This is a genomic window from Bradyrhizobium sp. 138 (genome assembly GCF_023074075.1).
GTDB lineage: Bacteria > Pseudomonadota > Alphaproteobacteria > Rhizobiales > Xanthobacteraceae > Bradyrhizobium.
Window position 1 is genome coordinate 654401 of the sequence record NZ_JADPKT010000003.1, and the last position, 26794, is coordinate 681194.

The 26794-nt window shown below is 64.9% G+C and carries 23 protein-coding genes; 8 read left to right on the forward strand and 15 right to left on the reverse strand.

Annotated elements, in window-relative coordinates; translation table 11 throughout:
* The first annotated feature begins 156 nt into the window (after nt 1-156).
* The 3 genes from IVA79_RS04020 (at nt 157) to IVA79_RS04030 (ending at nt 4170) form a co-directional block, all read left to right on the forward strand.
* Complete coding sequence (locus IVA79_RS04020) at nt 157-1887, forward strand: hypothetical protein (protein WP_247550491.1); 1731 nt, start codon at nt 157-159, stop codon at nt 1885-1887.
* Nucleotides 1888-2154: 267 nt separating this feature from the next.
* Nucleotides 2155-2880 (forward strand): thermonuclease family protein, encoded by a 726-nt coding sequence (locus IVA79_RS04025; protein WP_247550493.1) that lies wholly within the window; start codon nt 2155-2157, stop codon nt 2878-2880.
* Nucleotides 2881-2982: 102 nt separating this feature from the next.
* A complete protein-coding gene (locus IVA79_RS04030; RefSeq protein WP_247550494.1) occupies nt 2983-4170 on the forward strand; it encodes an aminotransferase class V-fold PLP-dependent enzyme in 1188 nt (395 codons plus the stop codon).
* A gap of 81 nt (nt 4171-4251) precedes the next feature.
* On the opposite strand, the gene IVA79_RS04035 is transcribed toward IVA79_RS04030, so the two are convergent.
* The gene (locus IVA79_RS04035) at nt 4252-5364 is read right to left on the reverse strand and encodes a hypothetical protein (RefSeq protein WP_247550495.1); all 1113 of its coding nucleotides are present in this window, start codon (nt 5362-5364) and stop codon (nt 4252-4254) included.
* The gene (locus IVA79_RS04040; RefSeq protein WP_247550496.1) at nt 5364-6800 is read right to left on the reverse strand and encodes an MBOAT family protein; all 1437 of its coding nucleotides are present in this window, start codon (nt 6798-6800) and stop codon (nt 5364-5366) included. Before IVA79_RS04040 ends, IVA79_RS04035 begins: the two co-directional genes overlap by 1 nt.
* A 164-nt stretch (nt 6801-6964) precedes the next feature.
* Here IVA79_RS04040 and IVA79_RS04045 point away from each other — a divergent pair, with 164 nt between their 5' ends.
* Nucleotides 6965-9070: a S9 family peptidase gene (locus IVA79_RS04045; RefSeq protein WP_247550499.1), complete on the forward strand. Its 2106-nt coding sequence runs from the start codon at nt 6965-6967 to the stop codon at nt 9068-9070.
* Between the two features lie 128 nt (nt 9071-9198).
* On the opposite strand, the gene IVA79_RS04050 is transcribed toward IVA79_RS04045, so the two are convergent.
* From IVA79_RS04050 to IVA79_RS04075, 6 genes are all read right to left on the reverse strand, one after another.
* Nucleotides 9199-10290: an SMP-30/gluconolactonase/LRE family protein gene (locus IVA79_RS04050; protein WP_247550500.1), complete on the reverse strand. Its 1092-nt coding sequence runs from the start codon at nt 10288-10290 to the stop codon at nt 9199-9201.
* 74 nt (nt 10291-10364) lie between these two features.
* Nucleotides 10365-11084: a ribonuclease activity regulator RraA gene (locus IVA79_RS04055; RefSeq protein WP_247550501.1), complete on the reverse strand. Its 720-nt coding sequence runs from the start codon at nt 11082-11084 to the stop codon at nt 10365-10367.
* A 10-nt stretch (nt 11085-11094) separates the two neighbouring features.
* The gene (araD, locus tag IVA79_RS04060; RefSeq protein WP_247550502.1) at nt 11095-12834 is read right to left on the reverse strand and encodes an L-arabinonate dehydratase; all 1740 of its coding nucleotides are present in this window, start codon (nt 12832-12834) and stop codon (nt 11095-11097) included.
* Nucleotides 12831-13691: an ABC transporter permease gene (locus IVA79_RS04065; RefSeq protein WP_247550503.1), complete on the reverse strand. Its 861-nt coding sequence runs from the start codon at nt 13689-13691 to the stop codon at nt 12831-12833. Before IVA79_RS04065 ends, araD begins: the two co-directional genes overlap by 4 nt.
* An 11-nt stretch (nt 13692-13702) precedes the next feature.
* Entirely contained in the window at nt 13703-14464 is a 762-nt protein-coding gene (locus IVA79_RS04070; protein ID WP_247550504.1) for an ABC transporter ATP-binding protein, read from the reverse strand.
* Nucleotides 14464-15480: an ABC transporter substrate-binding protein gene (locus IVA79_RS04075; RefSeq protein WP_247550505.1), complete on the reverse strand. Its 1017-nt coding sequence runs from the start codon at nt 15478-15480 to the stop codon at nt 14464-14466. Before IVA79_RS04075 ends, IVA79_RS04070 begins: the two co-directional genes overlap by 1 nt.
* Before the next feature lie 94 nt (nt 15481-15574).
* Between IVA79_RS04075 and IVA79_RS04080 the strand changes: the two genes are divergently transcribed.
* Nucleotides 15575-16291, forward strand: a complete 717-nt coding sequence (locus IVA79_RS04080; protein ID WP_247550507.1) for a GntR family transcriptional regulator — start codon at nt 15575-15577, stop codon at nt 16289-16291.
* Here the strand turns inward: IVA79_RS04080 and IVA79_RS04085 are convergent, their stop codons facing one another.
* Nucleotides 16292-18472 carry a methyl-accepting chemotaxis protein gene (locus IVA79_RS04085; protein ID WP_247550509.1) on the reverse strand — a complete coding sequence of 727 codons (2181 nt, stop codon included), beginning with the start codon at nt 18470-18472 and terminating at the stop codon, nt 16292-16294.
* Nucleotides 18473-18852: 380 nt separating this feature from the next.
* On the opposite strand from IVA79_RS04085, the gene IVA79_RS04090 reads away from it, so the two are divergent.
* Both IVA79_RS04090 and IVA79_RS04095 read left to right on the forward strand, forming a co-directional pair.
* Complete coding sequence (locus tag IVA79_RS04090; protein WP_247550510.1) at nt 18853-19272, forward strand: response regulator; 420 nt, start codon at nt 18853-18855, stop codon at nt 19270-19272.
* A complete protein-coding gene (locus IVA79_RS04095; protein ID WP_247550512.1) occupies nt 19250-22846 on the forward strand; it encodes a PAS domain S-box protein in 3597 nt (1198 codons plus the stop codon). Before IVA79_RS04090 ends, IVA79_RS04095 begins: the two co-directional genes overlap by 23 nt.
* Nucleotides 22847-22941: 95 nt before the next feature.
* Here IVA79_RS04095 and IVA79_RS04100 read toward each other — a convergent pair whose 3' ends face one another.
* Nucleotides 22942-23577: a response regulator gene (locus tag IVA79_RS04100; RefSeq protein ID WP_135167407.1), complete on the reverse strand. Its 636-nt coding sequence runs from the start codon at nt 23575-23577 to the stop codon at nt 22942-22944.
* A 150-nt stretch (nt 23578-23727) separates the two neighbouring features.
* On the opposite strand from IVA79_RS04100, the gene IVA79_RS04105 reads away from it, so the two are divergent.
* Nucleotides 23728-24054, forward strand: coding sequence for a hypothetical protein (locus IVA79_RS04105; protein ID WP_247550517.1), 327 nt, complete (start codon nt 23728-23730; stop codon nt 24052-24054).
* Nucleotides 24055-24108: 54 nt separating this feature from the next.
* Here IVA79_RS04105 and IVA79_RS04110 read toward each other — a convergent pair whose 3' ends face one another.
* The 5 genes from IVA79_RS04110 to IVA79_RS04130 form a co-directional block, all read right to left on the reverse strand.
* Nucleotides 24109-24612, reverse strand: a complete 504-nt coding sequence (locus IVA79_RS04110; protein WP_247550519.1) for a response regulator — start codon at nt 24610-24612, stop codon at nt 24109-24111.
* Between the two features lie 141 nt (nt 24613-24753).
* Nucleotides 24754-25071, reverse strand: coding sequence for a hypothetical protein (locus IVA79_RS04115; RefSeq protein ID WP_027563592.1), 318 nt, complete (start codon nt 25069-25071; stop codon nt 24754-24756).
* A 2-nt stretch (nt 25072-25073) separates the two neighbouring features.
* Nucleotides 25074-25952: a protein-glutamate O-methyltransferase CheR gene (locus IVA79_RS04120; RefSeq protein ID WP_247550520.1), complete on the reverse strand. Its 879-nt coding sequence runs from the start codon at nt 25950-25952 to the stop codon at nt 25074-25076.
* A 58-nt stretch (nt 25953-26010) separates the two neighbouring features.
* Entirely contained in the window at nt 26011-26397 is a 387-nt protein-coding gene (locus tag IVA79_RS04125) for a response regulator (RefSeq protein WP_028143851.1), read from the reverse strand.
* Nucleotides 26398-26430: 33 nt separating this feature from the next.
* Nucleotides 26431-26794: chemotaxis protein CheW (locus IVA79_RS04130; protein ID WP_247550521.1), on the reverse strand; the 364-nt coding region annotated here is incomplete at its 5' end.

A 26794-nucleotide genomic window follows, 5' to 3' on the forward strand; every position in this document is an offset into this window, starting at 1 on the left:
GCCTTCGTGCCGGCCTTTTCCGTGACTTTCATCACATTTGTATTTCCTGCGAATCCGGGTAGCCTTTTCAACGACTTGCAGGGGGTGGCGCGTGGCTGGGCGCGCATGGCCGGCCCCCGGCCAAAACCCGCCAGAGTCCCCGCGACCAGGTATTTCATGAGCTTTCATTATTTCGCCGGCGCCGCCTGCCGGGCGCTGCTGGCGCCGAAGGACGGTCCCTCGCTTTACGACGTCTGCGATCCCGTATTATCGGGCCGAGCCAGCGGCGATCCGCATCTGGCCAAGTTCTACAAGACCGCGCTCGGCAATCCCGCGCTGCGGGTGCTGCTGCGGCGGGCCGGGCTGCCCGAGCTGCGCGACGAAGCCAGGCTGACGGCGCTTCGCGAGGCGCTGGTTCGCGCCCGCGACGAGGCCGAGCCCGACTGGGCGGCGGTCGGCCAGCCGGTCGCCGATCTCGTCGACAGCATCGCGACCGACCATCCCAAGCCGCCGCCGGCGATCTTCACCGGCTCCGCGCCGCCGCAGGCGCAGATCGACGGCGTGATCCGCGATTGCGCGCAGCATCTGCTCGGCTCGTACCGCAAGAACAGCTTTCTGCCGACCTATGCCGCCTTCAACCTGATCGGCGATCCTGACTTTCGTGGGCGCGAGCTGATCATGGCGCTCACCGGCCTCAACGCCCGCGGCTACAAGAATTCCTCGCTGCTGTTCAACCTCGCCCGCGTCTTCATCGCGCGCTCGCCGGCACGGGCCGTCGTCAATCCGCCCTGGCGAGGGGTCGCCGAGCCGATGTGGGAGCCGGTGCAGATCCGGCACCGCTCGGCCTATTACGACGCGTTCTTCATCGAGGCGCTGCTGAGCTATGGCGAGACCGGGCTCGCCTCGCAGTCCGACAAGATCGCGGCCGAGCGCGCCATCGCCGACATGGTGGATTTCTGCGTCAACATCAGCCGCGAGGAGGTCGAGGGCATCGGCGGCGCGCGCTTTGACGTCATCACCGCGCTGGCGCCGGCGCCGCATCCGCGCTTCTCCCGCTACTTCGCGCAGATCAAGCAGGACCTCGGCTTCGGCATCTACGTGCCGGATTGCGACACCACGGCGTGCTCGATCTCGGCGGCGACGCAGGCCGGCTGCCTTGATGCGATCATCGACCAGCCGCTGCTCGACTTCTATTCCGGCTACCAGGTGCGCGCCGGCGTCAACGAACCGCGCGTGACCGTGCCGCTCAATGACAATATCGACTATGAGGGCGGGGTCGCGACCTGGATCGACAATCTCGCGGGCGAACGTCCCTACGGCAACGATCTCGATCCAACGCTCAATCTCGACATTCTCGAGGTGAGCTTTCGCAATCTGGCGCGCTGGAAGGTTTTGGAGACGCCGTCGCGGCTCGCCACGCTGCATCGCATCATCGGCTTCCAGAAGCGGCTGGCCGCGAGCGGCGCCTTCGCCAATCCGCGCTCGCACATCTATTATTTGCCGGAGCTCTACAGCGCCTATTTCGGCCGCTGCTATGCCGCCTTCCTGGCGCTGCCGCTGGCGGCACAGGCCGCGATCGATCCCGCCGGCGATTTCGACTTCATCCGCCATCGCGTGCTGTCCTACGTCAAGGGCGAGCTGATGGCCGCCGAGATGAACGTGTTCGACGCGGCGCTGGCGCTGATCGCGCTCGGCCATCTCGGCGCCGACCCGCGCGCCTTCGCGCCCGCGCTGAACGTGATCGTCGCAAATCTCGGCGAAGGCGGCCGCCGCGGCCCGTTCCGCGCCTATGAGTGGAACAAGATGAAGACGCCGACGCGGATCCTGGTGGGCGGCCCGGAAGTGACGTCGGCCTTCGTGCTGATGGGGCTGGCGGTGGCGCGGCGGGCGATGGCGGGGCGGGAGTAGGTCGTGCCCCGAATACAGGTCTCGTAGGGTGGGCAAAGGCGCCCTTCGCGCCGTGCCCACCACTTCCCCCTTGGAGCCAGAGATCGTGGGCACGCTTCCGCCTTCGCTCTTCGAGCTACGGCGGACAGGTCGCTTTGCCCACCCTACAGGACCATCGCTAGATGACAGGAAGTTGAAAGCTCAACCATCAGGCATGCGCTGGCCCGATGGCCAAAAGCCGACCACAATTGCGCGGTCTATCGAGATTTTCATCACACGCGGACCGGCATGTTGCGAAAATTCCTGATTGCGCTGTCTTTACTTGCCCTCCCGTCGATGGCGCACGCCGCTGACATCACCGGCACGGCAAAGGTCCGCGCCGGCGATGCCGTGGTGATCGGCAACACGCGCATCCGGCTCGGCGGCATCGATGCGCCCGCGGTCGACCAGCTCTGCCTCAACACCAAGACCGAGCGCTGGACCTGCGGCATTGCGGCGCGCGACGAGCTCGCCAAATACGCCGACGGCAAGAACTGGGTCTGCCACACCCGCGCGATCGACCGGCGCGGCCGCACCGTGGCGCGCTGCGAGGTCGGCGGCGAGGATATCCAGAAATGGCTGGTGCGCAGCGGCTGGGCGCTGGCCTACACCCGCATGTCCCACGACTATGATGCAGACGAGAAAGTCGCGCGTGAGGCAAAAGCCGGAATGTGGCAGGGCGCCTTCATCGCGCCCTGGGACTGGCGTGAACGCAACAAGAAGACCACCATCCTCGGCGCGACCAAGCCACCTGACGGCGCGCATGCGGTGCTGCTCGCCTCGGCCTCGGGACCGGTGGCGCCCTCGCCGGACTGCACCATCAAGGGCAACGTCAACAGCGCCGGCGAGTGCATCTTTCACCAGCCGACCAGCCGCTGGTACACCCAGATCAAGATGAAGATCAGCAAGGGCACCCGCTGGTTCTGCTCGGTCGAGGAGGCCGAAGCCGCCGGCTGCCGTGAGACCAAACGATAACCCAGACCTGCGTTTTGGGCGCTTTTCTAAGGCGTCAGCGCCACGTAAAAGCATGAATCAGCGACCCACCGATCTGTTCTCTGGCAATAAGGACTGACAGCAATGACCGTTCGTGCGGGCCGGGAATTTCTGGCCATCCCCGGGCCCACCAACATGCCTGACGAGGTGCTGCGGGCGATGCATCGTCCGGCGATTGACATCTATTCCAAGCAGATGCTCGATCTGACTGAGAGCCTGCTCAGCGATATCTCGAAGCTGTTTGCGACCAAGGGCAAGTCCTACATCTACATCGCCAACGGTCACGGCGCCTGGGAAGCCGCGCTCAGCAACGTGCTGTCGCGCGGCGACAAGGTGCTGGTGCTAGAGAGCGGCCGGTTCGCGATCGGCTGGGGCAATGCGGCAGCCCTGATGGGCGCCGAGGTCGAGGTGCTCAAGGGCGACTGGCGCCGCGCGGTGCGGCCGCACGAGGTCGAGGAGCGCCTGCGCCGCGACAAGGAGCACACCATCAAGGCCGTCGTCGTGGTCCAGGTCGACACGGCCTCAGGCGTGCAGAACGACGTCGAGGCGATCGGCAAGGCGATCAAGGCGGCCGGCCATCCCGCGCTGTACATGGTCGACACCGTGGCCTCGCTCGGCTGCATGCCGTTCGAGATGGACAAATGGGGCATCGATGTCGCGATGTCCGGCTCGCAGAAGGGCCTGATGACGCCGCCCGGCCTCGGCTTCGTCGCCGCCAATGCGCGGGCGCTCGAGGTGCACAAGAAGGCCAATATGTCGACGCCCTATTGGAGCTGGAGCGAGCGCGAGGGCACCGAGAATTATCGCAAATATGCCGGCACCGCGCCGGTGCATCTGTTGTTTGCGCTGCGCCAGGCGATCGACCTCTTGCACGAGGAAGGCCTGGAGAACGCCTTCCGCCGCCACAGCCTGCTCGGCGAAGCCGCGCGCCGCGCGGTTGCCGCATGGTCGGAAGGCCAGGTGCTCGGCTTCAACGTCGCGGAAGCCAGCGAGCGCTCCAACACCGTGACCACCGTGACCATGAGCACCGGCCACGATCCCGCGGTGCTGCAACGCTATTGCAAGGACAAGTGCGGCGTCGTGCTCGGCACCGGCATCGGCGACCTCTCGGGCCAAGCCTTCCGCATCGCCCATATGGGTCATGTCAATGCGCCGATGCTGCTCGGCACGTTAGGGGTGATCGAGATCGGGCTCAACGCACTGAAGATCCCGCACGGCAAGGGCGGGCTGGAAGCGGCGGTCGCGTATCTCGGGGACGAGGTGGCGGCGTAGGCCTCGGCTGTCGTAGCCCGGGTGAGCGAAGCGACACCCGGGATTCGCGCGATAACCCGCATGTCGCTTCGCTCATGCGGGCTACGGCAGATTCGATCGGGGCACACGATACGCCTCGATCTGCGCCTTCAGCTCGTCCAGCGACGCGAGCGGCGTCTTCGGGTCCACCCGGTATTCCCCACTCGCCAGCCATTGCAACACCTTCGCGTCGATCACCGGCGAGTGGTGGATGACGTCGCCGTAATTATCGAGGTCATGAGTCACCACCTTGATCGCACGGAAATCATGCAGGCGCACGTTGGGAAGCTGCGTCAATCGCTGCGCGATGACCGCCGTGAGATCGGTGACGATCTTCAGCGTCGCAGGTGATGCATCGCGCATCGCGACGAATTGCAGGATCGAATAGGGCGGGAAGTAGATGTCGAAGGTCACGTCGGGATGGCGCGTGATCAAGCTGATGGCGTCGCGCTCGAAATGACTGACCATGGCGTCGTAGCCGTAGCCTTCGCCGAGGAAACGGCTGCGCACAGGACTGGTGATGTAGGCGAAGGCGGCGAGCGTCTTTCTTGCGTTGTAGTCTCGCGCAACGTCGAAATCCCGCGGCAGGGCGTAGATGTCGTCAACATCGGGCAGCGCGAATTTAACCGGCAGGAACGGCGCCGCCCGGGTCAGTGGTTCTCGCAGCGGCGGGACGGACCGCAGCAGCGTGAACAGGGATTCCTTGGCCATCGCGGCGCTGAACAGATAGGACGCGATCCCCTTCGCTGTCCCCCGATAGAGATCGACGGACAGGTAGGGATCCGCCTCGATGTCGGCCGCCTCGACAAAGATGAAATCGTCCATCGCCCAGATCACCCGCTTTGCGCCGCGGTCGATGGCCTGCTCCAGCACGAAGGCCTGCTGGCGCGAATTGGAGCCGGTCATGGCCAGCTTGAGCGAGTGCACACCAAGCGCGCGGTCGATGTCGCTCTGGCGGAAATGAATCGCGAGCGAGGTGCCCATGAAGGCGGTTTCGAACGTCTGGCTGCGGATCAGCCCGGCATTCTGCACGCGCGTGTCATCGGAATAGAAGGCGGAGCGCGAAGGGCGAAACAGTTGCAGGGGATCGACGGCGTAGGTGAGCAAGGCCGCACCGAGCACGCATGCGATGCTGGCGAGCAGAAGACGTCTCAACTGTGCGAACGCGCCCTGCATCAGAACCGGAAGTAGATGAATTCGCTGTGGCTGCCGATGCCGAGCAGCCCGAATGCGAGCACCAGCGACGCCGCATAGAGGACCAGCGGCCGCATGCGCCCCGCCCGCAGGGCCTCGCCGACACTGCGGTTGTCATGATCATATCCCATGATGCCTTGCGTGTTCGGCGCCAGCCACACCAGCGCGGCATAGATGGCGATGAGGACGAGCGCCGCGATCTCCTCGCGGCCGAGCACGATATGCGAGGGATCGGCCATGGCGTGGAGAACGCGTAGCGCCCAAGTCACGCTCTCGGCGCGGAAGAACACCCAGGCGACGACGACAGCCAGGAACGTCAGCGCTGCTCCGGCGACGCGGGCCGGGCGCGCGAGAGCAGACGGAATGGTCGGCACCAGCACATTGAAGGCATGGTTGGCGCAGAGATAGGTGCCGTGCAGGGCGCCCCAGATGACAAAAGTCCAGGCCGCGCCGTGCCAGAGCCCGCCGAGCAGCATCGTGATCAGCAAATTGACATAGCGCAGCACGCGTCCCCTGCGGTTGCCGCCGAGCGGAATGTAGAGATAGTCGCGCAAGAATTGCGACAGCGTCATGTGCCAGCGCCGCCAGAACTCGATGATGCCAGTGGCCTTGTAGGGCGAGTTGAAGTTCACCGGCAGGAAGATGCCGAACATCAACGATATTCCGATCGCCATGTCGGAATAGCCGGAGAAGTCGAAATAGAGCTGGAAGGTGTAGGCGAGCGCACCCAGCCAGGCCTGATCGAAGCTCGGCGAGCGCGCCTCGAAGGCGAGCGCGACCAGCGGCTGGATGCCATCGGCAAGGCAGGTTTTCTTGAACAGGCCGATGGCGAAGATGATGATTCCGCACAGAATGAGATGCGGGTCCGGGCGCTTGGTTTCCTTCCGCGCGAATTGCGGGATCATGTCCTTGTGGTGGAGGATGGGCCCTGCGATTAGATGCGGGAAATAGGTCACGAACAGCGCGTAGTGCGGCAGCGCGTAAGCCGCGACCTGGCCGCGATAGGCATCCACCAGGAACGCGATCTGGGTGAAGGTGTAGAAGGAGATGCCGACCGGCAACAGGATGTGGACCGCGGCATGCGTGCCGAACAGCGTATTGATGTTCTCGGTGACGAAGCCGGCATATTTGAAGATGCCGAGTACGAGCAGATCGCCGATAACGCCAAGCGCGAGCGCCGCCCTTCGTCGCGACGGGCCGAGCTTCGCCACGATCAAGAAATGGCCGACACCGTAGTTGAAGGCGATCGACAGCAGCAACAGAGCCACGAACTGCCAGCTGCCGATGGCGTAGAAGGCGAGCGAGGCCAGCGCCAGCCAGACCACCGGCGTCAGATTGCTGCGCCGCCCGAGCCAGAAATAACCGGCCAGCACGGCCGGAAGGAACAGCAGGATGAACGGGTAAGAATTGAACAGCATCAGGTGGACCGGCGGCGGGATGTAACCCTCAAAGCATACAAGTGGCGGATCAACAACCCGGTGACTTGGTGCAGTCCTCGGCGCAGACGCGCTGGCAATTCGTGGAATCGGGACGATATAAGGGAACGCGGAGCGCCGCGGATACGCATCTGAACGAGGATCGAGTGACACAAGCCAAAACACCTTCCCAGCCCCCCGTCGCCCCGCGCCGGCCGCATTCGTTCACGCGGCACGGCATTACCGTGACCGACGACTATGCCTGGTTGAAGGACGACAAATGGCAGGAGGTCCTTCGCGATCCCAAGGTGCTCGATCCCGACATCCGCAAATATCTCGATGAAGAGAACGTCTACACCGAGAGCCTGCTCGGCCACACTGCAACGCTCCAGAAGACGCTGGTGCGCGAGATGCGCGGGCGGATCAAGGAGGACGATTCCAGCGTGCCGTCGGCCGACGGTCCTTTCGCCTATTTCCGCCGGTTTCGCGAGGGCGGGCAGCACGAGCTGTTCGGCCGCATGCCGCGCGAGGGCGGTGACGGCGAGATCGTGCTCGACGGCGACGCACTCGCCAAGGACCACAAATATTTCAAGTTCGGCGGCAGCCGGCACTCGCACGATCACAATCTGCAGGCCTGGAGCGCCGACACCAAGGGCTCCGAATATTTTACGATCCGCGTCCGCGACTGGGCCACCGGCAAGGACTTTGACGACCTCGTCGAGGAGACCGACGGCGGCATCGTCTGGGCCGCGGACTGCAAGAGCTTCTTCTATGTGAAGCTCGACGACAATCACCGCCCAATGCAGGTGTGGCGGCACAAGCTCGGCACCAGGCAGGCCGACGACACGCTGGTCTATGAAGAGCAGGATTCCGGCTGGTTCACCCATCTGCACGAAAGCACCAGCGGCCGCTTCTGCGTGATCGCGGGTGGCGACCACGAAACATCAGAGCAGCGGCTGATCGATCTCGCCCATCCCGAGGCGCCGCCGCGCCTCGTCGCGGCGCGCGAGGAAGGCGTGCAATATTCGCTGGCCGACCGCGGCGATCAGCTCTTCATCCTGACCAACGCCGACGATGCTATCGACTTCAAGATTGTCACCGCGCCGCTTCTCGCGCCCGAGCGCAAGAACTGGCGGGATTTGATCCCGTATCGGCCCGGCATCTACATCATCGATCTCGATCTCTATGCCGGTCATCTGGTGCGGCTGGAGCGCGCCAATGCGCTGCCGTCGATCGTGATCCGCGATCTCGCCTCAAACGAGGAACATGCCATCGCCTTCGACGAGGCCGCCTATTCGCTGGACACGATGGGCTCCTACGAATTCGACACGACGAATTTGCGCTTTTCCTATTCGTCGATGACGACGCCGTCGGAGGTGTACGACTACGACATGGTCAAGCGCACGCGCACCTTGCGCAAGCGCCAAGAGATCCCGTCCGGCCATGACGCGGCCGATTACGTCACGACGCGCATCATGGCGAAGGCGCAAGACGGCGCCGAGGTGCCGGTGTCGATCCTCTATCGCCGTGGGCTCAAGCTCGACGGCTCGGCGCCGCTGCTGCTCTACGGCTACGGCTCCTACGGCATGGCGATGCCGGCCTCGTTCAGCGCCAACCGCCTGTCGCTGGTCGACCGCGGTTTTGTTTACGCCATCGCCCATATTCGCGGCGGCGCCGACAAGGGCTGGGGCTGGTATCTTGACGGCAAGCGCGAGAAGAAGACCAACTCGTTCGACGATTTCTCAGCCAGCGCCCGCGCGCTGATCGATGCGAGATACACTAGCGCCAAGCGCATCGTCGGCCATGGCGGCTCGGCCGGCGGCATGTTGATGGGCGCGGTCGCCAACCGCGCCGGCGAATTGTTCGCCGGCATCGTCGCCGAGGTGCCGTTCGTCGACGTGCTCAACACCATGCTCGACGACACGCTGCCGCTGACGCCGCCGGAATGGCCGGAATGGGGCAACCCGATCGAGAGCGAGAAGGATTTTCGCACGATCCTGTCCTATTCGCCATACGACAATGTCGCCGCGAAGGCGTATCCGGCGATCCTGGCGATGGGCGGCTTGACCGATCCGCGCGTCACCTATTGGGAGCCCGCCAAATGGATCGCGCGCCTGCGCGCCACCATGCGCGACGGCGGCCCGGTTCTCTTGCGCACCAACATGGGCGCCGGCCATGGCGGCGCCTCGGGGCGGTTCGACCGACTGGATGAAGTCGCGATCGTCTATGCGTTTGCGCTGTGGGCGGCCGGGATGGCGGAGGCTGGGGTGTAATCTTGTAGGGTGGGCAAAGGCGCGCCGCGCCGTGCCCACCATCTCTCAATAACTATGGCGAGGTGGGCACGGCGCGCGAAGGGCGCGCCTTTGCCCACCCTACGGCAGACTGGCTCGTGGCGACGACCTCACACCGCCCCGTGCGCCTCGACATACAGCGCATACACGGAATGGCTGCTGGCCATGTAGAGGCGGTTGTTCTTGGGGCCGCCGAAGCAGAGATTGGCGCAGCGCTCGGGCAACCTGATGAAGGCGAGCGGCTTGCCGTCCGCGTTGAACACCATCACGCCGTCGAGATCTTCTGGCCTCGCCTTGAGCTGAAACACCTTGCGGCCGCCGACATCGGTGGGCTCGCCCTGCAGCGCGCCGTTGGAGCCCCAGCCGCACCAAAGATTGCCGTCGCGATCGACGCGAAAACCGTCGAGCGAGCCCTGGTCGGCGGCGTCGATCAGCTTGGTCTTGCCGCTGAGGGTGCCGTCATCGCCGACATTGTAGCTCCAGATGCTGCGGTTCGGCGTGCCCTTCCATTCGACGATGTAGAGCTTCTTCTCGTCCGGCGAGAAGGCGAGGCCGTTGGGATTGACGAGGTCGGTGAGCACCGCGCTGATCTTGCCGTCCTTGGCAAGGCGATAGACGTTGCTGGTGGCCTGCTCGGGCTTTTCCTTCTTGCCCTCCCACTCGCCATTGATGCCGAACAGCGGATCGGTGAACCAGATGCTGTCGTCGGACTTCACCACGATGTCGTTCGGCGCGTTCAGCCGCTTGCCCTCGAACTTGTCGGCGAGCACGGTGATCTTGCCGTCCTTCTCGGTGCGCGTGATGCGGCGGGTGACGGAATGCTCGCAGGTGACGAGGCGGCCCTGGCGGTCGCGCGCATTGCCATTGGCGTAATTGGCATTGGCGCGGAACACGCTGGTCTGCCCGGTCTTCTCGTCGAACTTCATGATCCGGTTGTTGGGAATGTCGGAGAACAGGAGATAGCCACCCTCGGGGAAATAAGCGGGGCCTTCGGCCCAGCGGAAGCCGGTCGCGACCTGCTCGACCGTCGAGGAATAGATCCGGTATTTTGCGAAGCTGGGATCGAGGATCTGGACGGCGGGATCCGGATAGCGCTGGTTCGGCGTGAATGGGAACGATTGCGCGCCGGCGGCGCGGGCGAGCAGCGTGGATGCCATTGCTGCGCCAGCGCCGGCCATGAGGTTACGTCGCGTGAAATTCATGAAGTCCTCCCTGCTTGTTAAAAGGCCGGCACTTGATGCGGCCGGCCTGTGCTTGACGTGACCTGCTCTCGGCCTTAGCGGCCGTTCTTCTTCCGCCATTCGGCAAAATCAATGAGCGTCTGCGGATCGGTCGCGGGATAGAGACCGAAAATGCCGCGGCCCTTGCCGACTTCCTCGGTGACGAAATCCTCGAACGCGGTCATCTCAAACGTTTCGTTGGCGATCTCGTCGGCCAGATGCGCGGGGATCACGATGACGCCGTCGGCATCGCCAAGGATGACGTCGCCGGGAAACACCGGCGCGTCGCCACAACCGATTGGGACGTTGATCTCGATCGCCTGGTGCAGCGTGAGATTGGTCGGCGCCGAGGGGCGGTGATGATAGGCGGGAATGCCGAGCTTGGCGATCTCGGCGGAATCGCGAAAGCCGCCGTCGGTGACGACGCCGGCGACACCGCGTTTCATCAGCCGCGTCACCAGGATCGCACCAGCCGAGGCCGCGCGCGCGTCCTTGCGGCTGTCCATCACCAGCACGGCACCCGGCGGGCAATCCTCGACCGCCTTGCGCTGCGGATGCGAGCGGTCTTTGAACACATCGATGGTGTTGAGATCCTCGCGCGCCGGCATGTAGCGCAGCGTGAAGGCCTCGCCGACCATGGTGGGCTGGTCGGCGCCCAAGGGGTGCACGTCCTGGATCATCTGGATGCGCAGGCCGCGCTTGAACAAGGCGGTGGCGACGGTGGCGGTCGAGACGGATTTGAGCTTGGTGCGGGTGGCTTCGCTGAGTTTTGTCATGTCGTCGTCCCTAGTAAATCGACGGCTCGCCGATCGGCGCGCCGAAATCGGTCTCGAGAAAGTCGAAGTCGCAGCCGTCATTGGCCTGCTTGATGTGTTTGGTGAACATCCAGCCATAGCCGCGCTCGAAGCGGCGCTCGGGCTGCTTCCAGGCGGCGCGGCGCTTGGCGAGCTCGGCTTCGCTCACATCGAGATTGATGGTGCGGGCGGCGACGTCGAGCGTGATGCGGTCGCCGTTCTGCACCAGCGCCAGCGGGCCGCCGATGTAGGACTCGGGCGAGACGTGCAGGATGCAGGCGCCATAGCTGGTGCCGCTCATGCGCGCATCCGAGATGCGCACCATGTCGCGCACGCCCTGCTTCACGAGTTTTGTCGGGATCGGCAGCATGCCCCATTCCGGCATGCCGGGCCCGCCTTGCGGCCCCGCATTGCGCAGGATGAGGATGTGGTCCTCGGTCACGTCGAGATCGGGATCGTCGACCGCTTTCTTCATCGATGGGTAATCGTCGAACACCAGCGCGGGACCGGTGTGCTTGAGGAAGCGCGGCGCGCAGGCGCTCGGCTTGATGACGCAGCCGTCGGGCGCGAGATTGCCCTTGAGCACGGCGAGCGCGCCTTCCTTGTAGATGGGGTTGTCGATGCCGCGAATGACGTCGGCATTGTGCACTTCGGCGCCGTCGATGTTTTCGCCCAGCGTCTTGCCGGTCACCGTGATGCAGTCGAGATGCAGATGCGGCTTGATCTGCCCCATCAGCGCCGGGAGGCCGCCGGCATAGAAGAAGTCTTCCATCAGATAGGTGTCGCCGCTCGGCCGGACGTTGGCGATCACGGGCACCTTGCGGCTCGCGATCTCGAAATCATCGAGCCCGATGTCCTGGCCGGCGCGGCGCGCCTGCGCGATCAGATGGATGATCGCGTTGGTCGAGCAGCCCATCGCCATCGCGACCGCAATGGCGTTCTCGAAGGCCTTTCGGGTCTGGATGGTCTTCGGCGTCAGATCCTCCCAGACCATCTCGACGATGCGGCGGCCGCATTCACTGGCCATGCGGATGTGGTTGGCGTCGGCGGCCGGAATCGAGGAGGCCCCCGGCAGCGTCATGCCGATCGCTTCCGCAATCGCGGTCATGGTCGAGGCCGTTCCCATGGTCATGCAGGTGCCGTAGCTGCGGGCGATGCCGGCTTCGATATCGAGCCAGTCCTTGTCGGAGATCTTTCCGGCGCGGCGCTCGTCCCAGTATTTCCAGCCGTCCGAGCCGGAGCCGAGCGTCTTGCCCTTCCAATTGCCGCGCAGCATCGGGCCGGCCGGCAGGTAGATCGCCGGGATGTTCATCGAGGTCGCGCCCAAGAGCAGCGCGGGCGTGGTCTTGTCGCAGCCGCCCATCAGCACCACGCCGTCGACGGGATGGCTGCGCAGCAATTCCTCGGCGTCCATCGCCAGCAGATTGCGATAGAGCATGGTGGTGGGCTTGAGCAGCGATTCCGACAGCGACAATGCCGGCAGTTCGATCGGAAAGCCGCCGGCCATCAGGATGCCGCGCTTGACGTCGTCGACGCGCGACTTGAAGTGCATGTGGCAGGGTTGCGCGTCCGACCAGGTGTTGAGAATCGCGATGATCGGGCGATCCTTCCACTCCTCCGGCGCGTAGCCCATCTGCATGGTGCGGGAGCGATGGCCGAACGAGCGGAGATCGTCGGGCGCGAACCAGCGCGCGCTGCGGAGCTGGTCGGGCGTGATTTTCTTCTTGATCATGATTGGGTGCCCCATTTCTGGACGGTGTTCCGCTCGATGGCGCGGAAGATCAGGTTCTCGACAAAGAGCCCGATGATAATCACCGTCAAGAGGCCTGCGAAGACCGCAGGTATGTCGAGCAGATTGCGGTTCTCGAAGATGAACCAGCCGAGCCCGCCCTGGCCCGAGGACACGCCGAATACCAGCTCAGCCGCGATCAGCGTACGCCAGGCAAAGGCCCAGCCGATCTTGAGGCCGGTGAGGATCGAGCCGAAGGCCGCCGGGATGAGGATCTTGGCGACATAGGGCAAGCCGCGCAGGCCGTAATTGCGGCCGACCATACGCAGCGTGTTGGAGACGCTCTTGAAGCCGGAATGGGTGTTGAGCGCGACCGGCCACAGCACCGAGTGGATCAGCACGAAGACCAGGCTGCCATTGCCGAGGCCGAACCAGATCAGCGCGAGCGGCAGCAGCGCAATCGCCGGCAACGGGTTGAACATCGCCGTCACGGTCTCGAGGAAATCGGTGCCGATGCGGGTCGAGATGGCGAGAATGGTGAAGATTGCGGCCAGTACGATGCCGGCCGAATAGCCCATGAACAGCACTTTCAGCGACGCCCAGGCCCGCATCGGAATGGTGCCGTCCTTGACGCGCTCGAACAGCGTGACCGCGGTATCGTGCAGCGTCGGGAACAGCAGGGGATTGTCGAGGGCGACGCCGTAGGCCTCCCAGACCGCCGCCAGGAACAGGATGATGACGGACTTGCGGACGAAGCCGTCGTTCCACAACAGCTCGAGCACGCTGAGCTTGCGCTCGACTTCGCCCGCACCGGTGGCCGCGGCTGTCGTGCCGCGCAGCAGAATTCTTGCCTCGCCCATGACCGGCTCCTTCAATGCGCGGTTGCTTCGGCGGCGAATAGGAGATCGTGGATCTCCTTCTCGAGCCGCCCGGCGCTGCCGTCCTCGTTCGAGACCTTGTCGACATCGATCACCTCGGCCTTGACCCGGCCGGGATGCGGCGACAGCAGCAGGATGCGGTTGCCGATGCGAATCGCCTCCGCGATCGAATGGGTCACGAACAGCACCGTGAATTTGGTCTCGCTCCAGAGCTGGAGCAATTCATCCTGGCAGGTCCGGCGCGTCAGCGCGTCGAGCGCCGCGAACGGCTCGTCCATCAAGAGGATATCAGGCTCCATCGCCATGCCGCGCGCGATCGCGACGCGCTGTTTCATGCCGCCGGAGAGCGTATGCGGATAGGCGTCGACCACGCGGGTGAGGCCGACCTTCTCGATATAGGCGCGAGCCTTCGCCTCGGCGTCCCTGCGCGACAGCTTTCGCGCGGTGAGCAGCGGAAACATCACGTTGGCGAGCACGCTCTTCCAGGGCAGGAGCTGGTCGAACTCCTGGAAGATCATCATGCGGTCGGCGCCGGGACCGTGGATCTCGCGATCGCCGATCGTCATGCGGCCCTCGCTCGGGCTCATATAGCCGCCGACGGCCTTGAGCAGGGTCGACTTGCCACAGCCGGAGGGACCGAGCAGCACGAAGCGGTCGGACTTGTCGACCGTAAAGCTCACCCTCTCCGTGGCGGTGACGACGGCGCTGGAGGTCTTGTAGCGCAGCGTCACGCCGCTGACATCGAGCAGCGCCATCAGTTGCCCTTCAGATCGTGCGCGACGGGAAGATAATAATCGGTCCACGCCTTGGGCTGATTCTTCAGCGTGCCGGTCTTGAACAGATGCGCGGCGAATTTCATCGTGCCCTGCGGCTCGAGATTCCACTCCATCATGCCGGGCTCCTTGAGGAGATCGAGCAGCTCTTCGACCGAGGTCTTGTCGCCGGTGATCTCCTTGTAGATCTCGACCGCCTGCTTGGTGTCACTGCGGATCAGATCCTGCGCTTCCTTGGTGGCGTCGCGCACGGCCTGGATGATCTTCGGATTGGCGTCGGCAAACTTGGTCGTGGTGAAGAACTGGGCCTGGCTGAGCGGCCCGCCCATCACGTCCGGCGACGACAGCACGATATGCGCGCCCGGCACGTTCTTCAGCTCCAGGAAGGTGAAGGGCGGGATCGAGAAGTGGGTGTGCACTTCGTGCTTGGGGTTGGACAGCGCCGCATAGGCGTCGGGATGGCCGAGCTGCACCGTGTTGGCATCGAGCTTCGACCATTGGTCGGCGCCAAAAGCCTCGGCGGCCGCGATCTGCAACACGATCGCCTGGGTCGAGACCTTCACGGTCGGCACCGCAATCTTGTCGCCGGGGCCGAAGTCCTTGATCGACTTGATGTTGGCATCGCGGCTGATCAGCGTCATCGGCTGCGCCGAGGTGGCGACGATGCCCTTCACGCCGCCGCGGGTGCGGTCCCACAGCAGCAGCAAATTGCCGGTGCCGGTGTTGAGGATGTCGACGCCGCCCGCGAGCAGCGCGTCGGTCTGCGCGCCGCCGCCGGAGAAAGTGATCCATTTGGTGGTGACGCCCGAGACGCCGAGAGAAGCTGCGTGCTTCTCGATCAGCTTCAGCTTCTCCATGATGTGGCTCGGCATGTAGAAGATGCCGGGCTGGCGCGACAGCGCGATCTCGGATTTCTGCTGGGCATGCGCAGCGTTTGCCGTGAGGGCTGCGGCGATCAGGATGGCGGCCGCAAGCTTGCTGCGAAGATGCGTGATCATTGTTGTGTGTTTCCTCCGGTCATCGTCGAGCTGCGTTGACGCTATTGATGCACTAATATATTAGTGCATCAAAGGCAAGCCCGCAGGATCCGCGATGGAATCACCCCACCCCGCGCCGCGCGCGGCACCACGACCCGCCGCCCGGCTCGATCGCGGCCGTCAAGCCGCACCGCAGGTGTTCGAGCGGTTGCGCAATGCAATCATCGCCCTCGAACTGCCGCCGGGCGCCCCGCTGTCACGCGCCGAGCTTGCCGGCCAGTTCGGTGTCAGCTCGACCCCGGTGCGCGATGCCTTGATGCGGCTCGAGGAAGAAGGCCTGGTCGACGTATTTCCGCAGCATGCGACCGTGGTCAGCCGGATCGACGTCGATCGCGCGCAACAGGCGCATTTCCTGCGTCAGGCGCTGGAGCTGGAGATCGTCCGCCTGCTCGCAACCCGTCCCGACGCGACCCTGATCGTGCGCCTGGATCAGGCCATCGCATTGCAGCAGCAATTCGCCAAGGCCGGCGACTTCGAGGCCTTCATGGCCGGCGACAACGATTTTCACGCCCAGCTCTACACCGCCGCCGGCAAGCAGGATCTGTGGACATTGGTGCGCAGCCGCAGCGGACACAGTGACCGGCTGCGCCGGCTGCACCTGCCCTCGCCCGGCAAGGCCCAGAACATCGTGCGCCACCACAAGCTGATCACGCGCGCGATCGAGGCGGCAGACGCCGAGGCTGCGCAACAGCACCTGCGCAAGCATCTGTCCGGCACGTTGAGCGAGCTCGACCGGATCCGGAGCGACTATCCGGAGTATTTGACGGATTGATCAGGCCGCGTCGCGACAGTTGCGCCGTTCCGGCCCGCGATAACTGGCATCGCTGCTATTGCGGCGGTCCATCGGGCCGGTGCGCAGCCTGACGAAGAAGGCCTGGACCTCGGTGGCGAGGCGTTCGGCCGCCCCCGCGACGTGGTTCGCGGCCCCCATCACCTCGTCGGCCGAGCGATTGGTTTCCGCGATGGCGCCGGACACCGTGCCGATGCTGGTTGCCAGCGTCTGCGTCCCCGACGCCGCCATCTGGACGTTCTGCGAGATCTCGCGCGTGGCCGCGCCCTGCTCTTCCACGGCGCTGGCGATCGCCGCGGTTACCTCGTCGATCCGGCGCATGGCGGTTGCGACCTCCTTGACCGAGGCGACTGCGCTACCCGTCGAGTTCTGGATCGCGGCAATGTGCTGGGCGATCTCCTGCGTCGCATTGCGGGTCTGTTCGGCCAGCGCCTTGACCTCGGACGCGACCACGGCAAAGCCGCGACCGGCCTCGCCGGCGCGCGCGGCTTCGATCGTGGCATTGAGCGCCAGCAGGTTGGTTTGGGCCGCGATCGCCTCGATCAGGTCGACCACCGAGCTGATGCTCTGCGCGGCGTGCGCGAGCCCTTCGATCTCGCTCTCCGAACGTACAGTCACCTCGCCCGCGGTGCGCACGGTCGTGTTGGACAGCTCGATCTGCCGGCCGATCTCGACGATGGAGCCCGCGAGCTGCTCGGCCGCCGCGGCGACGGTCTGGACGTTGACCGCGGTCTGTTCGGAGGCGGTCGCTGCGGACGCGGCTTGGCTCGTCGCTTGTTTGGCGATGCCGCCGAGGCTCTCTGCGGTCTGACGCATGGTGCCCGCATTCTCCCCGACGAGCGCGAGCAGGTCGCGCGAGGTCGCACGAAAGTCCTCGACCGCGTCCTCCATGTTGCGGTTGGCTGCTTCGCGCGCCTCCGCCTCGCGCGCGAGAGACGCCGCCGCCTGCTGCTGGGCAATCACATTGTCGCGGAATTTGGCCACCGCCTGCGACACCACGCCGATCTCGTCGCCGCGCTCGGCCGTCCTGAATTCGACGCTGGTGTCGCCGCCGGACAGGCGCGCGGAATCGCCCACCAGTTCGACGATCGGACGAGTGATGGAGCGCGCGACCAGGATCGCGATCGCCGTCCCGAGCGCAAGCCCTGCGGCAAGCAAAATCCATTGCAGAAGGAGCAGCCTCTCGACCTCGTCGGCCACGTTGCGGGCGTCGTCGGCGAGCCTCGACTGTTGATCGCTCTTGAGACCGCCGGAGCGCTTGCCATCAGCGTCCTTGCGACCGTCGAGCAGATCGAGGATCCGAGCAGCGCGCGGCGCGGCCTCGGTAGACAGGATGAAGACCGGTATATTCCATTGCGGCCTCTGGCGGATCGCGAAGATCTTCTGCGGCAGCGGGCTGAAGGCCTCGTTCGCTTTGGCGATGGCCCGGTAAGCGATCGCCTGCCGTTGGGTGAGCAGATCCGCCTGGGCGCCAACCGCTGCAAGCGCGGCACTAAAGGTCGCCAGCGGCTTTTCGAACTTGTCACGATCGGCAGCCTCGCCCGAGGCCACGTACAGGCGCAATTGCGATCCCGCGGCGGCAAGATTGCCGCGCACGTCGGCAAACGTCTTGAGCAGGCGCTTGCGCTGCGGGGTCGCCTCCAGCGCCTCCTCCTCGTCGATCATGCCGGTGATCTCGGCGAACATGGCCGCAATCAGCGGCGCGGCTTCCTTCGCCAGCAATTCGCTCGCCGGATAGGCCGAGGGGGTGAAGGCGGCTGCTTCGGCCTTGTCCTGGGCCTCGCGGAATTCCGCCATCAGCGCCCTAGCTTCGCTCCAATTGGCCTTGTTCTGGGAGCTGGAAAAGCCCTCCGCCATGCGGTCGACTGCGGCGGCCGTGCGATCCAACTCGGCCCAGACGGCGGCCCGGTCGCGCTTGCCCTGCACATCGCCCGTCAGCAGATAGCCGCGCAGCGTCGAAAGCGTTGAATAGAGATTGCCGACGAGCTCCGTGCTCGCGATCGCGACTGGCGCGCGTTGATCCACGACCGCCCTGATCCGGGACGAAATGTCCGAGACGGCGGCAACGGTGTAGATCACGGTCGCTGCGAGCAGGCCGCAGATCAACGCAAAGCCGCCGAGCAGCCGGGTGCGAATTCCGGTGTCCGCGATCGATTTGAACATGAGAGGTTCTCGTGCTGATGGCCGGTTGGGGGTGGCCGGCTACGTCGGGTCCAGAATGCCGAAATGAAATGCGCGAAGTACCGCTATGGAAACTATCGGAGATTGTAGTCCGCTGCCTTTTAATCGATGGTGAAGGCTGGGTTCCGTACAACTACGGCGAGAAGAATATCTCCGCGTTCGGAACCGAAGTTTTGGGCTCCATATGCACGTAAGCGTGCGTACCGGTCCCCAAGCCCGTCATCCCCCGCGGTGCCAGGAACCTACAGTCGCAGCAAACGCGAAGTGCTTGCAGCCCGAGCGGAATCCGCGCAACAATTTCATCTTTGACGGATTTGATTTGCGGTTGGTGGGATCTCCATCCAGCCCGGAGGAATTCAGACGTGGCCAACATCCTGATCGTGGATGACGACCCGGCCGTGCAGATCACGATCCGGCTGCTCCTCGAGAGGGCCGGTCATCACGTCACCGTCGCCGGCGACGGCCGCAAGGGACTTGCGCTGTTCGAGGCGGGCCGGTTCGATCTGCTGTTTCTCGACATCTTTATGCCCGGCATGGACGGGCTGGAGACGATGCGTCACATCCGGGCGCTGGTCCCGGCCATTCCGATCATCGTCATTTCCGGCCGCTCGGCCACGCCGGACGCCTATGCTGAGCCGGACTTCCTGAAGATGGCGACCAAGCTCGGCGCCGTGGCAAGCCTGCAAAAGCCCTTTCGCGCCGGTGCCTTGCTCGCCGCCGTCGAAGGCTGCCTGAAGGCGGCACGGCCGGAGGCCCCCGATGTCAGCACCGGCAGCCGATGAGAAGGAGATTCATTCCATCCCAGGCCAGAACAGGCGCGGCCATTCGGCAAACGGCGTGAATATCCCCATGACGCTTGCAACGCGGCTTGCCGTCGCGATGATCCTGCTGGTGGCGGTGACGGTGGCCGCAGTCGGCTGGCTGGGCTATCGCAACACCACCCAGGCCGTCATTCCCAGGGTTCTGGAGCGGGTCGAAGCCCAGTCACGCCTGCTCGCCGCCAACCTCGAATCCTACGTTGCCGGCGTCCGGGGCGACCTGATCGGCTATCGCTCCGCCGCGGCCATCAACGGCCTGATCCGGGCTCGCCTCGGTGGCGGAATCGACCCGCTTGATGGCGTCTCGGAACAAACCTGGCGCGAGCGAATCGCGGCGCGGCTTGCGGCCGAAATCGACGCCAAGCCGAGCTACAGCCAGTTTCGAATCATCGGCCTGGACGACAACCAGCGGGAACTCGTCCGTGTCGATCGCTCCGGCCCGAACGGCACGGCACGGATTGCCCCCAATGCCGAACTGGAGCGCAAGGGCGAGCGGACTTATTTCGAGGACACGATCCGACTGGCGCCGGGCGAGATCTATGTCTCGCCCATCGACCACGCCACGCGTCAGGGGGGCACCACGGAGGCGCACATTCCGACGTTACGCGTCGCGACCCCGCTGTTCACGCCCGACAACAGGCCGTTCGGCATCATCATCGCCAACATCGACATGCGGCCGGCGCTCGATCGCATTCGCGCGACGGTGACGTCGGGGGGAATGATTTACGTCGTGAATTCGCGCGGCGACTATCTCCTCCATCCTGACCGTACGCGCGAATTCGGCGCGGCGCCCGATCGCCCCAACGACTGGCGCAAGGATTTTCCCTATTTTGCGGCCCTGACAGGCACGCGGGAGGGATCGACACGGCTGTTGACCGACGATTCGGGCCGGCCCAGCGGCGCGGCGATCGCGCCGGCGCTGCTCGTCGGCAAGGAATGGGTCGCAATCATCGAGGCGATTCCCTCCCCCGTCTTCGGCATCGTGCCGTCCGCCATCCAGAGGACATCCCTGCTCGTCGGCGCGCTTGCGATCCTCGCCGCGGCCTCTCTCGCCATATTCGTGGCACGCTCGTTGACGCGACCGATCGGCCGCCTGACCGCGGCGGTGGAGGCCATCGGCGGCGGGCGCGCCGCGGACATACCGGTCGACGCCAGCGGCGAGACCGGCGTGCTGGCGCGCGCTTTCGCCCACATGGTGGAAGAGACGCGGGTGAAGACCGCGGCGCTCGAACGCGAGATCGAGGAGCATCGCCGCACCGAGGCCGCGCGAAGCCATCATGAAGCGCGCGAGCGCTTGTTCAGCGCCGCGGTGGAATCCTCCGACGATGCGATCGTGATGCAGACGCTCGATACCGTCATCACGGGCTGGAATCCGGCCGCCGAGCGCCTGTACGGGTATTCGGCGGACGAGGCGATCGGACAATCCACCGCGATCATCGTGCCCGCCGAGCGCCGCGAGCAGGGCAAGGACATTTTGGAGCGGATCGCCCGGGGCGAGCCGATCGAACGCTTCGAGACGGTGCGCCTGCGCAAGGACGGCACACAAGTCGAGATCTCACTCAGCCTCTCACCGATCAGAGGGCCGTCGGGCGAGGTCATCGGTGTCTCCGGATCTGCGCGCAGCCTGACCGAGGCGCGGCGGGCCGAACGGGCGCTGCAGCACCAGCTCGAGGAGCGGCGGCAGATCTTCGAGACGTCGCAAGACCTGATCATGATCATGGACGCGCGCGGCCATATCGCGCAGATCAGCCCGAGCAGCGAGGCCATTCTCGGCTACCGGCCGCAGGAGATGATCGGCCGCAGTGGCGCCGACTTTATTCATCCCGACCATCTGGAGCAGTCCCGCGAGGACATGCGCGCGATGCGGCGCGGCGAACATCCCAAGCTCGCCGATACCCGCTGCTTCCACAAGAACGGGCACGAAGTCTGGTTGTCCTGGCTCGGCAACTGGTCCGAGGGGGCTCGACGCTTCTTCTTCATCGGGCGCGACATGACGGAGGCGCGCCTCGCGCAGGAATCGCTGCGCCAGAGCGAGCGGCTCGCCCGCAACATCGTCGAGACTTCGCTCGACGCCTTCATCCAGACCGACGAGACCAGCAGCATCCTGAACTGGAACTCGCAGGCCGAACAGCTGTTCGGCTGGCGCCGCGACGAGGTGCTGGGCAAGAGCACGATCGACCTCATCGTCGCCGAGAGCGAACGCGACAGGGTCAGAGCGGGCCTGAAGCAGTTTTTGGAGAGCGAGGACGGCAGGTCACTGAACCGACGCCGCGAGCTGATGTGCCGTCGCCGCGACGGCAAGGAATTCAAGGCCGAGCTGAGCGTCACCGCGCTGAAGCGCCGCGAAGGCCTGCTGTTCAACGTCTTCTACCGCGACCTCACCGACAAGATCGCCGCCGAGGAGCGCATCCGCCATGCCGAGAAGATGGAGGCGGTCGGCCAGCTCACCGGCGGCGTGGCGCACGATTTCAACAACATCCTCACCGTCATCACCGGGACGATCGAGATTCTCGCGGAGGCGGTCGAGAAGGAGCCGCAGCTTGCGGCCATCACCAAGATGATCGACGAGGCCGCCGCGCGCGGCGCCGATCTGACCCAGCACCTGCTCGCTTTCGCGCGCAAGCAGCCGCTCCAGCCGCGCGAGATCGACATCAACTCGCTGGTCGTCGACACCGCGAAACTGTTGCGGCCGACGCTGGGCGAGCAGATCCAGATCGAATCGGTGTTCGAGGACGAGAATTGTGTCGCGATCGTCGACCCCAACCAGCTCACCACCGCGATCCTCAACCTCGCGCTCAACGCCCGCGACGCCATGCCCGGCGGCGGCAAGCTGATCGTGGAGACCGGCGCCGCCTATCTCGACGAGGTCTATGCCAGCGTCAACGATGTCCGGCCCGGCCATTACGTGCTGATTGCCGTGAGCGATACCGGCACCGGAATTCCTGCGAACATGCTGCCCCGGGTGTTCGACCCCTTCTTCACCTCGAAGGGACCCGGCAAGGGCACCGGACTCGGGCTCTCGATGGTCTACGGCTTCGTCAAGCAGTCGGCCGGCCACATCAAGATCTACAGCGAGGAAGGCCACGGCACCACGATCAAGATGTACCTGCCGCCCGGCAAGACGCCGACGGTGGCCGGTGAGGGTGTGACGCCGGCGACGATCGAGGGTGGGCACGAGACGATCCTGGTGGTCGAGGACGACAGGCTGGTGCGCGACTACGTGCTGGCGCAGCTGCATTCGCTGGGTTACGTCACCTTGCAGGCCGCGAACGCCGCGGAGGCGCTCGCGATCGTCGCCGCCGGAAAGCCGTTCGACCTTCTGTTCACCGACGTCATCATGCCCGGCAGGATGAACGGACGGCAGCTCGCCGACGAGCTGATGAAGACGCGCCCCGATCTCAGGGTGGTCTACACATCAGGCTATACCGAGAACGCGATCATCCATCACGGCCGGCTGGATTCCGGCGTTCTGCTGCTGGCCAAGCCCTATCGCAAGTCGGATCTCGCGCGGATCATCCGCAGGGCGCTGAGCAGCTGACGCTGCGATCTCGTGTCCCGGACGCACGGCAGCGCGCAAGCGCTGCTGTGCAGAGCCGGGACCATGATGCACCGCGTCCGGGGCACGCGACCATTTTACGAGGCGCGCTGGGCCGCGGTCATCACGATGCGGATCAGATCGGCGGCGTTGCGCGCGCCGAGCTTCTTCATGATGTTGGCGCGGTGATCCTCGATGGTGCGCGGGCTGATGCCGAGCGTGCGGCCAGCTTCCTTGTTGGACGCTCCGGAGGCGAACTGCTCCAGCACCTCGCGCTCCCTGCGCGTCAGCGGCTCGCGTCCGGGGAAATGCAGCGAGCCGAATTTCGGCGAGGCGTTCTCCGCCTGCCTGCGCGCATAGGCGCCGATCGCCTCGTCGAGCCGGCCGACGATCTCGCTGCCGCGGAACGGCTTCTCGATGAAGTCGAGCGCGCCGCTCTTGATCGCGCCCACCGCCATCGCGATGTCGCCCTGTCCGGAGATCATGAAGATCGGCGCCGGATAGTCCTCGCCCTGCAGCTCATTCAGAATGTCGAGGCCCGACTTTCCGGGAATGTGCACGTCGAGCAGGATCGCAGCCGGTGTGCGGTTTCGCGCGACGGAGAGCAGCGCTGCGCCGTCGGCAAAACAGATCACCTCATAGCCCGCCGCCTTCAACACCATCGACAGAGTGTCGCGAACGGCAGGGTCGTCGTCGACCACGAAGATTTCACCGCGAGAGCTTTGTTCGGCCATGTGCCACATCCGGTTGGCATGAAGGACTCGCGTCCGCGCCAACCGTTTATGGCGTTCGGCGCGGATTCGGCCCACCCGTATTTGTACGGGACATGGACTTAACGCACAAGTAGCGGCAGGGTGCCTAATTGCGGGGTACGGAGAATATCCATGCTAAATTTCGCTGGCACACCCCCGCTCGTCGCGGTGCCCGAAACCGACAGCCGTCAGTTGATCGCCGCCGATCTTCGCGCTCTGATCACACGGATCGAGAGCAGCATGCGCCTGATCGACGCGGCCATGATGGAAACCGGCATGTTGGAAACGGGCCTGTCTGAATCAAGCCTGGCGCAGGCCGATCCGGCGGGTTCCGCCGACATTGTCGTGCTCGACGACGTCACGCCGCGCTATGCGACGGCGAGCGCCGCCCTCAATGCCTGCCGGGCGGGCCTTGGCCACGCCCTGCAATGTCTGTCGGAATCCGGCAGCCCGGAATAGATCGCGATCAGCGCGGCCCGATGGCCGCATCCCATCGCATGGCAGCCCCGCAGCTCAGGCGCGGTGCCGTTCCACGATCGCGTCGGTAGCGACGCCGCCCCAGGTGTGCATCGCCGGCAGGCCCATCGCGGTCTTGCCGAGATTGGCGAGGCTGATGCGCAAGGCCGCGAGGTCGAGCGGCTTCGGCAGGCTCTGGAGCTCGATCCCGACGGACCGGGCGAAGTTGCGGGCGGCGCTGCGGCGCTTGCCGTCCATGCCGCTGATGACGATCACGGCACCGCCGAACTTCGCCGCCGCCATCTCGCGCAGCACGTCGATGCCGTCGCCATCCTCCAGCACGAGATCGAGCGTCACGCAATCGAAGCGGGCGGCACGGAGCTTCTCGACCGCGTCCGCCACCGACGGCGCCACGGTGACTTCGTGGCCGGCCTGCTTGGCGGCGACCGTGATCAGGCTGCGCTGCGTGGCGTCGTCATCGACCACCAGAAGCTGAAGCGCACGCCGCTCAGTGCCATCGGGCAGGTTTGACGTCATGGGCGAAAGAGAACTTCTGGGCATTTCCGTATCCTGAGATTGAGACCGTCAACGGATACACGGTTCGCGCTTAGGCCACGTAAAGCTGGCGTCGCGAATTCGTTCGGATGTTTTCAGAAAATGTGAAGCAAGTGATCGGAAAGGACGGCAACGGACGCGGCCAGATCACGCAGCGGCGTCATGACCGCCGGCCGCACCCCGCTTCTTCCTGTTCTTGCCGCGCAGGAACTGGATGTCCATTTCGGCGCCGTTGACGCGGACCAGCTCGCAGCGGCGGTAGGCGAGGCCCGTGGACGACAACAGCAGGAAGAACTCTTTCAGGTTCAAGCCCTGGATCGAGCCTTCCACCGTCAGGATGGCGTCGGTGTCGGAGATCGCGTTGAGCTTGCAGTCGCGGCGCCAGGTGCCGTCGATGGCCATGATGCAGACGTCATAGCCGCGACTGAAAGTTACGCGTTCCGTGCCCTTGCCATCCTCGGCCATGTCTATCGTCCTGCCATGACCGCCATGCGCGGTGCTGCGCCGGCGAGAGCCGGCTTGGCGGCCGCGGCACGCGGGTCGTTCGGCTTGTAGAGGCCGCGCCGCTCCGGAATCGGGCGGAACGTATCGGTCAGACCGACCACGGTTTCGGCCGCGCCCAGCACCAGGAAGCCGTCGGGCTCGATCTGGCGCGCCAGCCGGTTGAAGATGTTGATCTTGGTGTCCTGGTCGAAATAGATCAGCACGTTGCGGCAGAAGATGACGTCGAAGGTGCCGAGCTGAGCGAAATCGTGCAGCAGGTTGAGCTGCCGGTGCTGGATCATGGCCCGCAATTCGGGATTGATCTGCCAGGTCTCGCCGATCTGCTTGAAATATTTCATCAGCATCTGGATCGGCAGGCCGCGCTGCACCTCGAACTGGCTGTAGATGCCGGCCTTGGCCTTCTCCAGCACCTCCTGCGACAAATCGGTCGCGATGATCTCGACGCGCCAGCCGGTCAGGGCCGCACCCATCTCCTTCAGGCACATCGCCAGCGAATAGGGCTCCTGCCCGGTCGAGCCGGCGGCGCACCAGATGCGCACGCTGCGACGCGCCGCGCGGGCCTTGATGACCTCCGGCATGATGTGGTCGCGGAAATGATCGAACGGGACCTTGTCGCGGAAGAAGAAGGTTTCGTTGGTGGTCATGGCTTCGACCACGTCGGTGATCAGCGTGCGCGAGCCGCCTTGCAGCTTCTGCACCAGCTCGGCGATGCCGGAGAGCCCGGCCTTGCGGGCGAGCGGCAGCAGGCGGCTTTCGATCAGATATTGCTTGTCTGCGGACAGGTCGAGCCCGGAATTGTCCTTCAGGAACTTGCGCAGATACTCATACTCGGTCGGGGTCACGGATGGCCTCTTCGAACTGTACTGGAACACTCTGGCCAAGCACCTCGGCCAGACACACTCAGACCATGGCTTGTCCGACCGGGATCAAACCAACCTCTGCGAATTTGTCGGCGATGATGTCCTTGTCGAAGGGCTTCATGATGTACTCGTTGGCGCCGCCGCTGAGCGCCTGGGCGATATGAGCGACGTTGTTCTCGGTGGTGCAGAACACCACCTTGGGCTGGTCGCCGCCGGGCAGGCGACGCATGTGGCCCATGAACTCGAAGCCGTCCATCACCGGCATGTTCCAGTCGAGCAGCACCGCATCGGGCAGCTGCCGCTGGCAGATCTCGAGCGCCTTCGAGCCGTCCTCGGCCTCGGTGACTTGGAATTCCAGGCCTTCCAGGATCCGGCGCGCGATCTTGCGCACGACGCTGGAATCATCGACCACCAAACACGTCTTCATCTTGGTTCTCCGGCTTCGATGTTTTTCGTTGGCTCACGCAGCCATTTGCACTTTGGTTTCGAGCTCGAGGACGCGATCGACGTCGAGGACGACCATGAGCTGACCGTCGAGGCGATGGACGCCGCCGGCGAGCTTGGCCATGCGGGGATCGAGATTGACGGGGTTCTCTTCCATGCCGGCCTCGGGCAGGCGCAGCACCTCGCCGATCTGGTCGATCAGCAGGCCATAGGATTCACCGCGCAAATCGACGCCGACCGCCATCGGCACCTTGCCGTCCTCAGGCTGCGGCAGGCCGAGACGGGCGCGCATGTCGACCACGGTGACGATGCGGCCGCGCAGATTGAGCACGCCGGCGATCTCGCGCGAGGACAAGGGCACGCGGGTAACGCGCTCGGGC

Excerpts from the sequence above, each read along its gene's own strand:
- IVA79_RS04020 (WP_247550491.1), top strand. The coding sequence starts at position 157 with ATGAGCTTTCATTATTTCGCCGGCGCCGCCTGCCGGGCGCTGCTGGCG.
- IVA79_RS04025 (WP_247550493.1), top strand. The coding sequence starts at position 2,155 with ATGTTGCGAAAATTCCTGATTGCGCTGTCTTTACTTGCCCTCCCGTCG.
- IVA79_RS04030 (WP_247550494.1), top strand. The coding sequence starts at position 2,983 with ATGACCGTTCGTGCGGGCCGGGAATTTCTGGCCATCCCCGGGCCCACC.
- IVA79_RS04035 (WP_247550495.1), bottom strand. The coding sequence starts at position 5,364 with ATGCAGGGCGCGTTCGCACAGTTGAGACGTCTTCTGCTCGCCAGCATC.
- IVA79_RS04040 (WP_247550496.1), bottom strand. The coding sequence starts at position 6,800 with ATGCTGTTCAATTCTTACCCGTTCATCCTGCTGTTCCTTCCGGCCGTG.
- IVA79_RS04050 (WP_247550500.1), bottom strand. The coding sequence starts at position 10,290 with ATGAATTTCACGCGACGTAACCTCATGGCCGGCGCTGGCGCAGCAATG.
- IVA79_RS04055 (WP_247550501.1), bottom strand. The coding sequence starts at position 11,084 with ATGACAAAACTCAGCGAAGCCACCCGCACCAAGCTCAAATCCGTCTCG.
- araD (WP_247550502.1), bottom strand. The coding sequence starts at position 12,834 with ATGATCAAGAAGAAAATCACGCCCGACCAGCTCCGCAGCGCGCGCTGG.
- IVA79_RS04065 (WP_247550503.1), bottom strand. The coding sequence starts at position 13,691 with ATGGGCGAGGCAAGAATTCTGCTGCGCGGCACGACAGCCGCGGCCACC.
- IVA79_RS04070 (WP_247550504.1), bottom strand. The coding sequence starts at position 14,464 with ATGGCGCTGCTCGATGTCAGCGGCGTGACGCTGCGCTACAAGACCTCC.
- IVA79_RS04075 (WP_247550505.1), bottom strand. The coding sequence starts at position 15,480 with ATGATCACGCATCTTCGCAGCAAGCTTGCGGCCGCCATCCTGATCGCC.
- IVA79_RS04080 (WP_247550507.1), top strand. The coding sequence starts at position 15,575 with ATGGAATCACCCCACCCCGCGCCGCGCGCGGCACCACGACCCGCCGCC.
- IVA79_RS04085 (WP_247550509.1), bottom strand. The coding sequence starts at position 18,472 with ATGTTCAAATCGATCGCGGACACCGGAATTCGCACCCGGCTGCTCGGC.
- IVA79_RS04095 (WP_247550512.1), top strand. The coding sequence starts at position 19,250 with ATGTCAGCACCGGCAGCCGATGAGAAGGAGATTCATTCCATCCCAGGC.
- IVA79_RS04100 (WP_135167407.1), bottom strand. The coding sequence starts at position 23,577 with ATGGCCGAACAAAGCTCTCGCGGTGAAATCTTCGTGGTCGACGACGAC.
- IVA79_RS04105 (WP_247550517.1), top strand. The coding sequence starts at position 23,728 with ATGCTAAATTTCGCTGGCACACCCCCGCTCGTCGCGGTGCCCGAAACC.
- IVA79_RS04110 (WP_247550519.1), bottom strand. The coding sequence starts at position 24,612 with ATGCCCAGAAGTTCTCTTTCGCCCATGACGTCAAACCTGCCCGATGGC.
- IVA79_RS04115 (WP_027563592.1), bottom strand. The coding sequence starts at position 25,071 with ATGGCCGAGGATGGCAAGGGCACGGAACGCGTAACTTTCAGTCGCGGC.
- IVA79_RS04125 (WP_028143851.1), bottom strand. The coding sequence starts at position 26,397 with ATGAAGACGTGTTTGGTGGTCGATGATTCCAGCGTCGTGCGCAAGATC.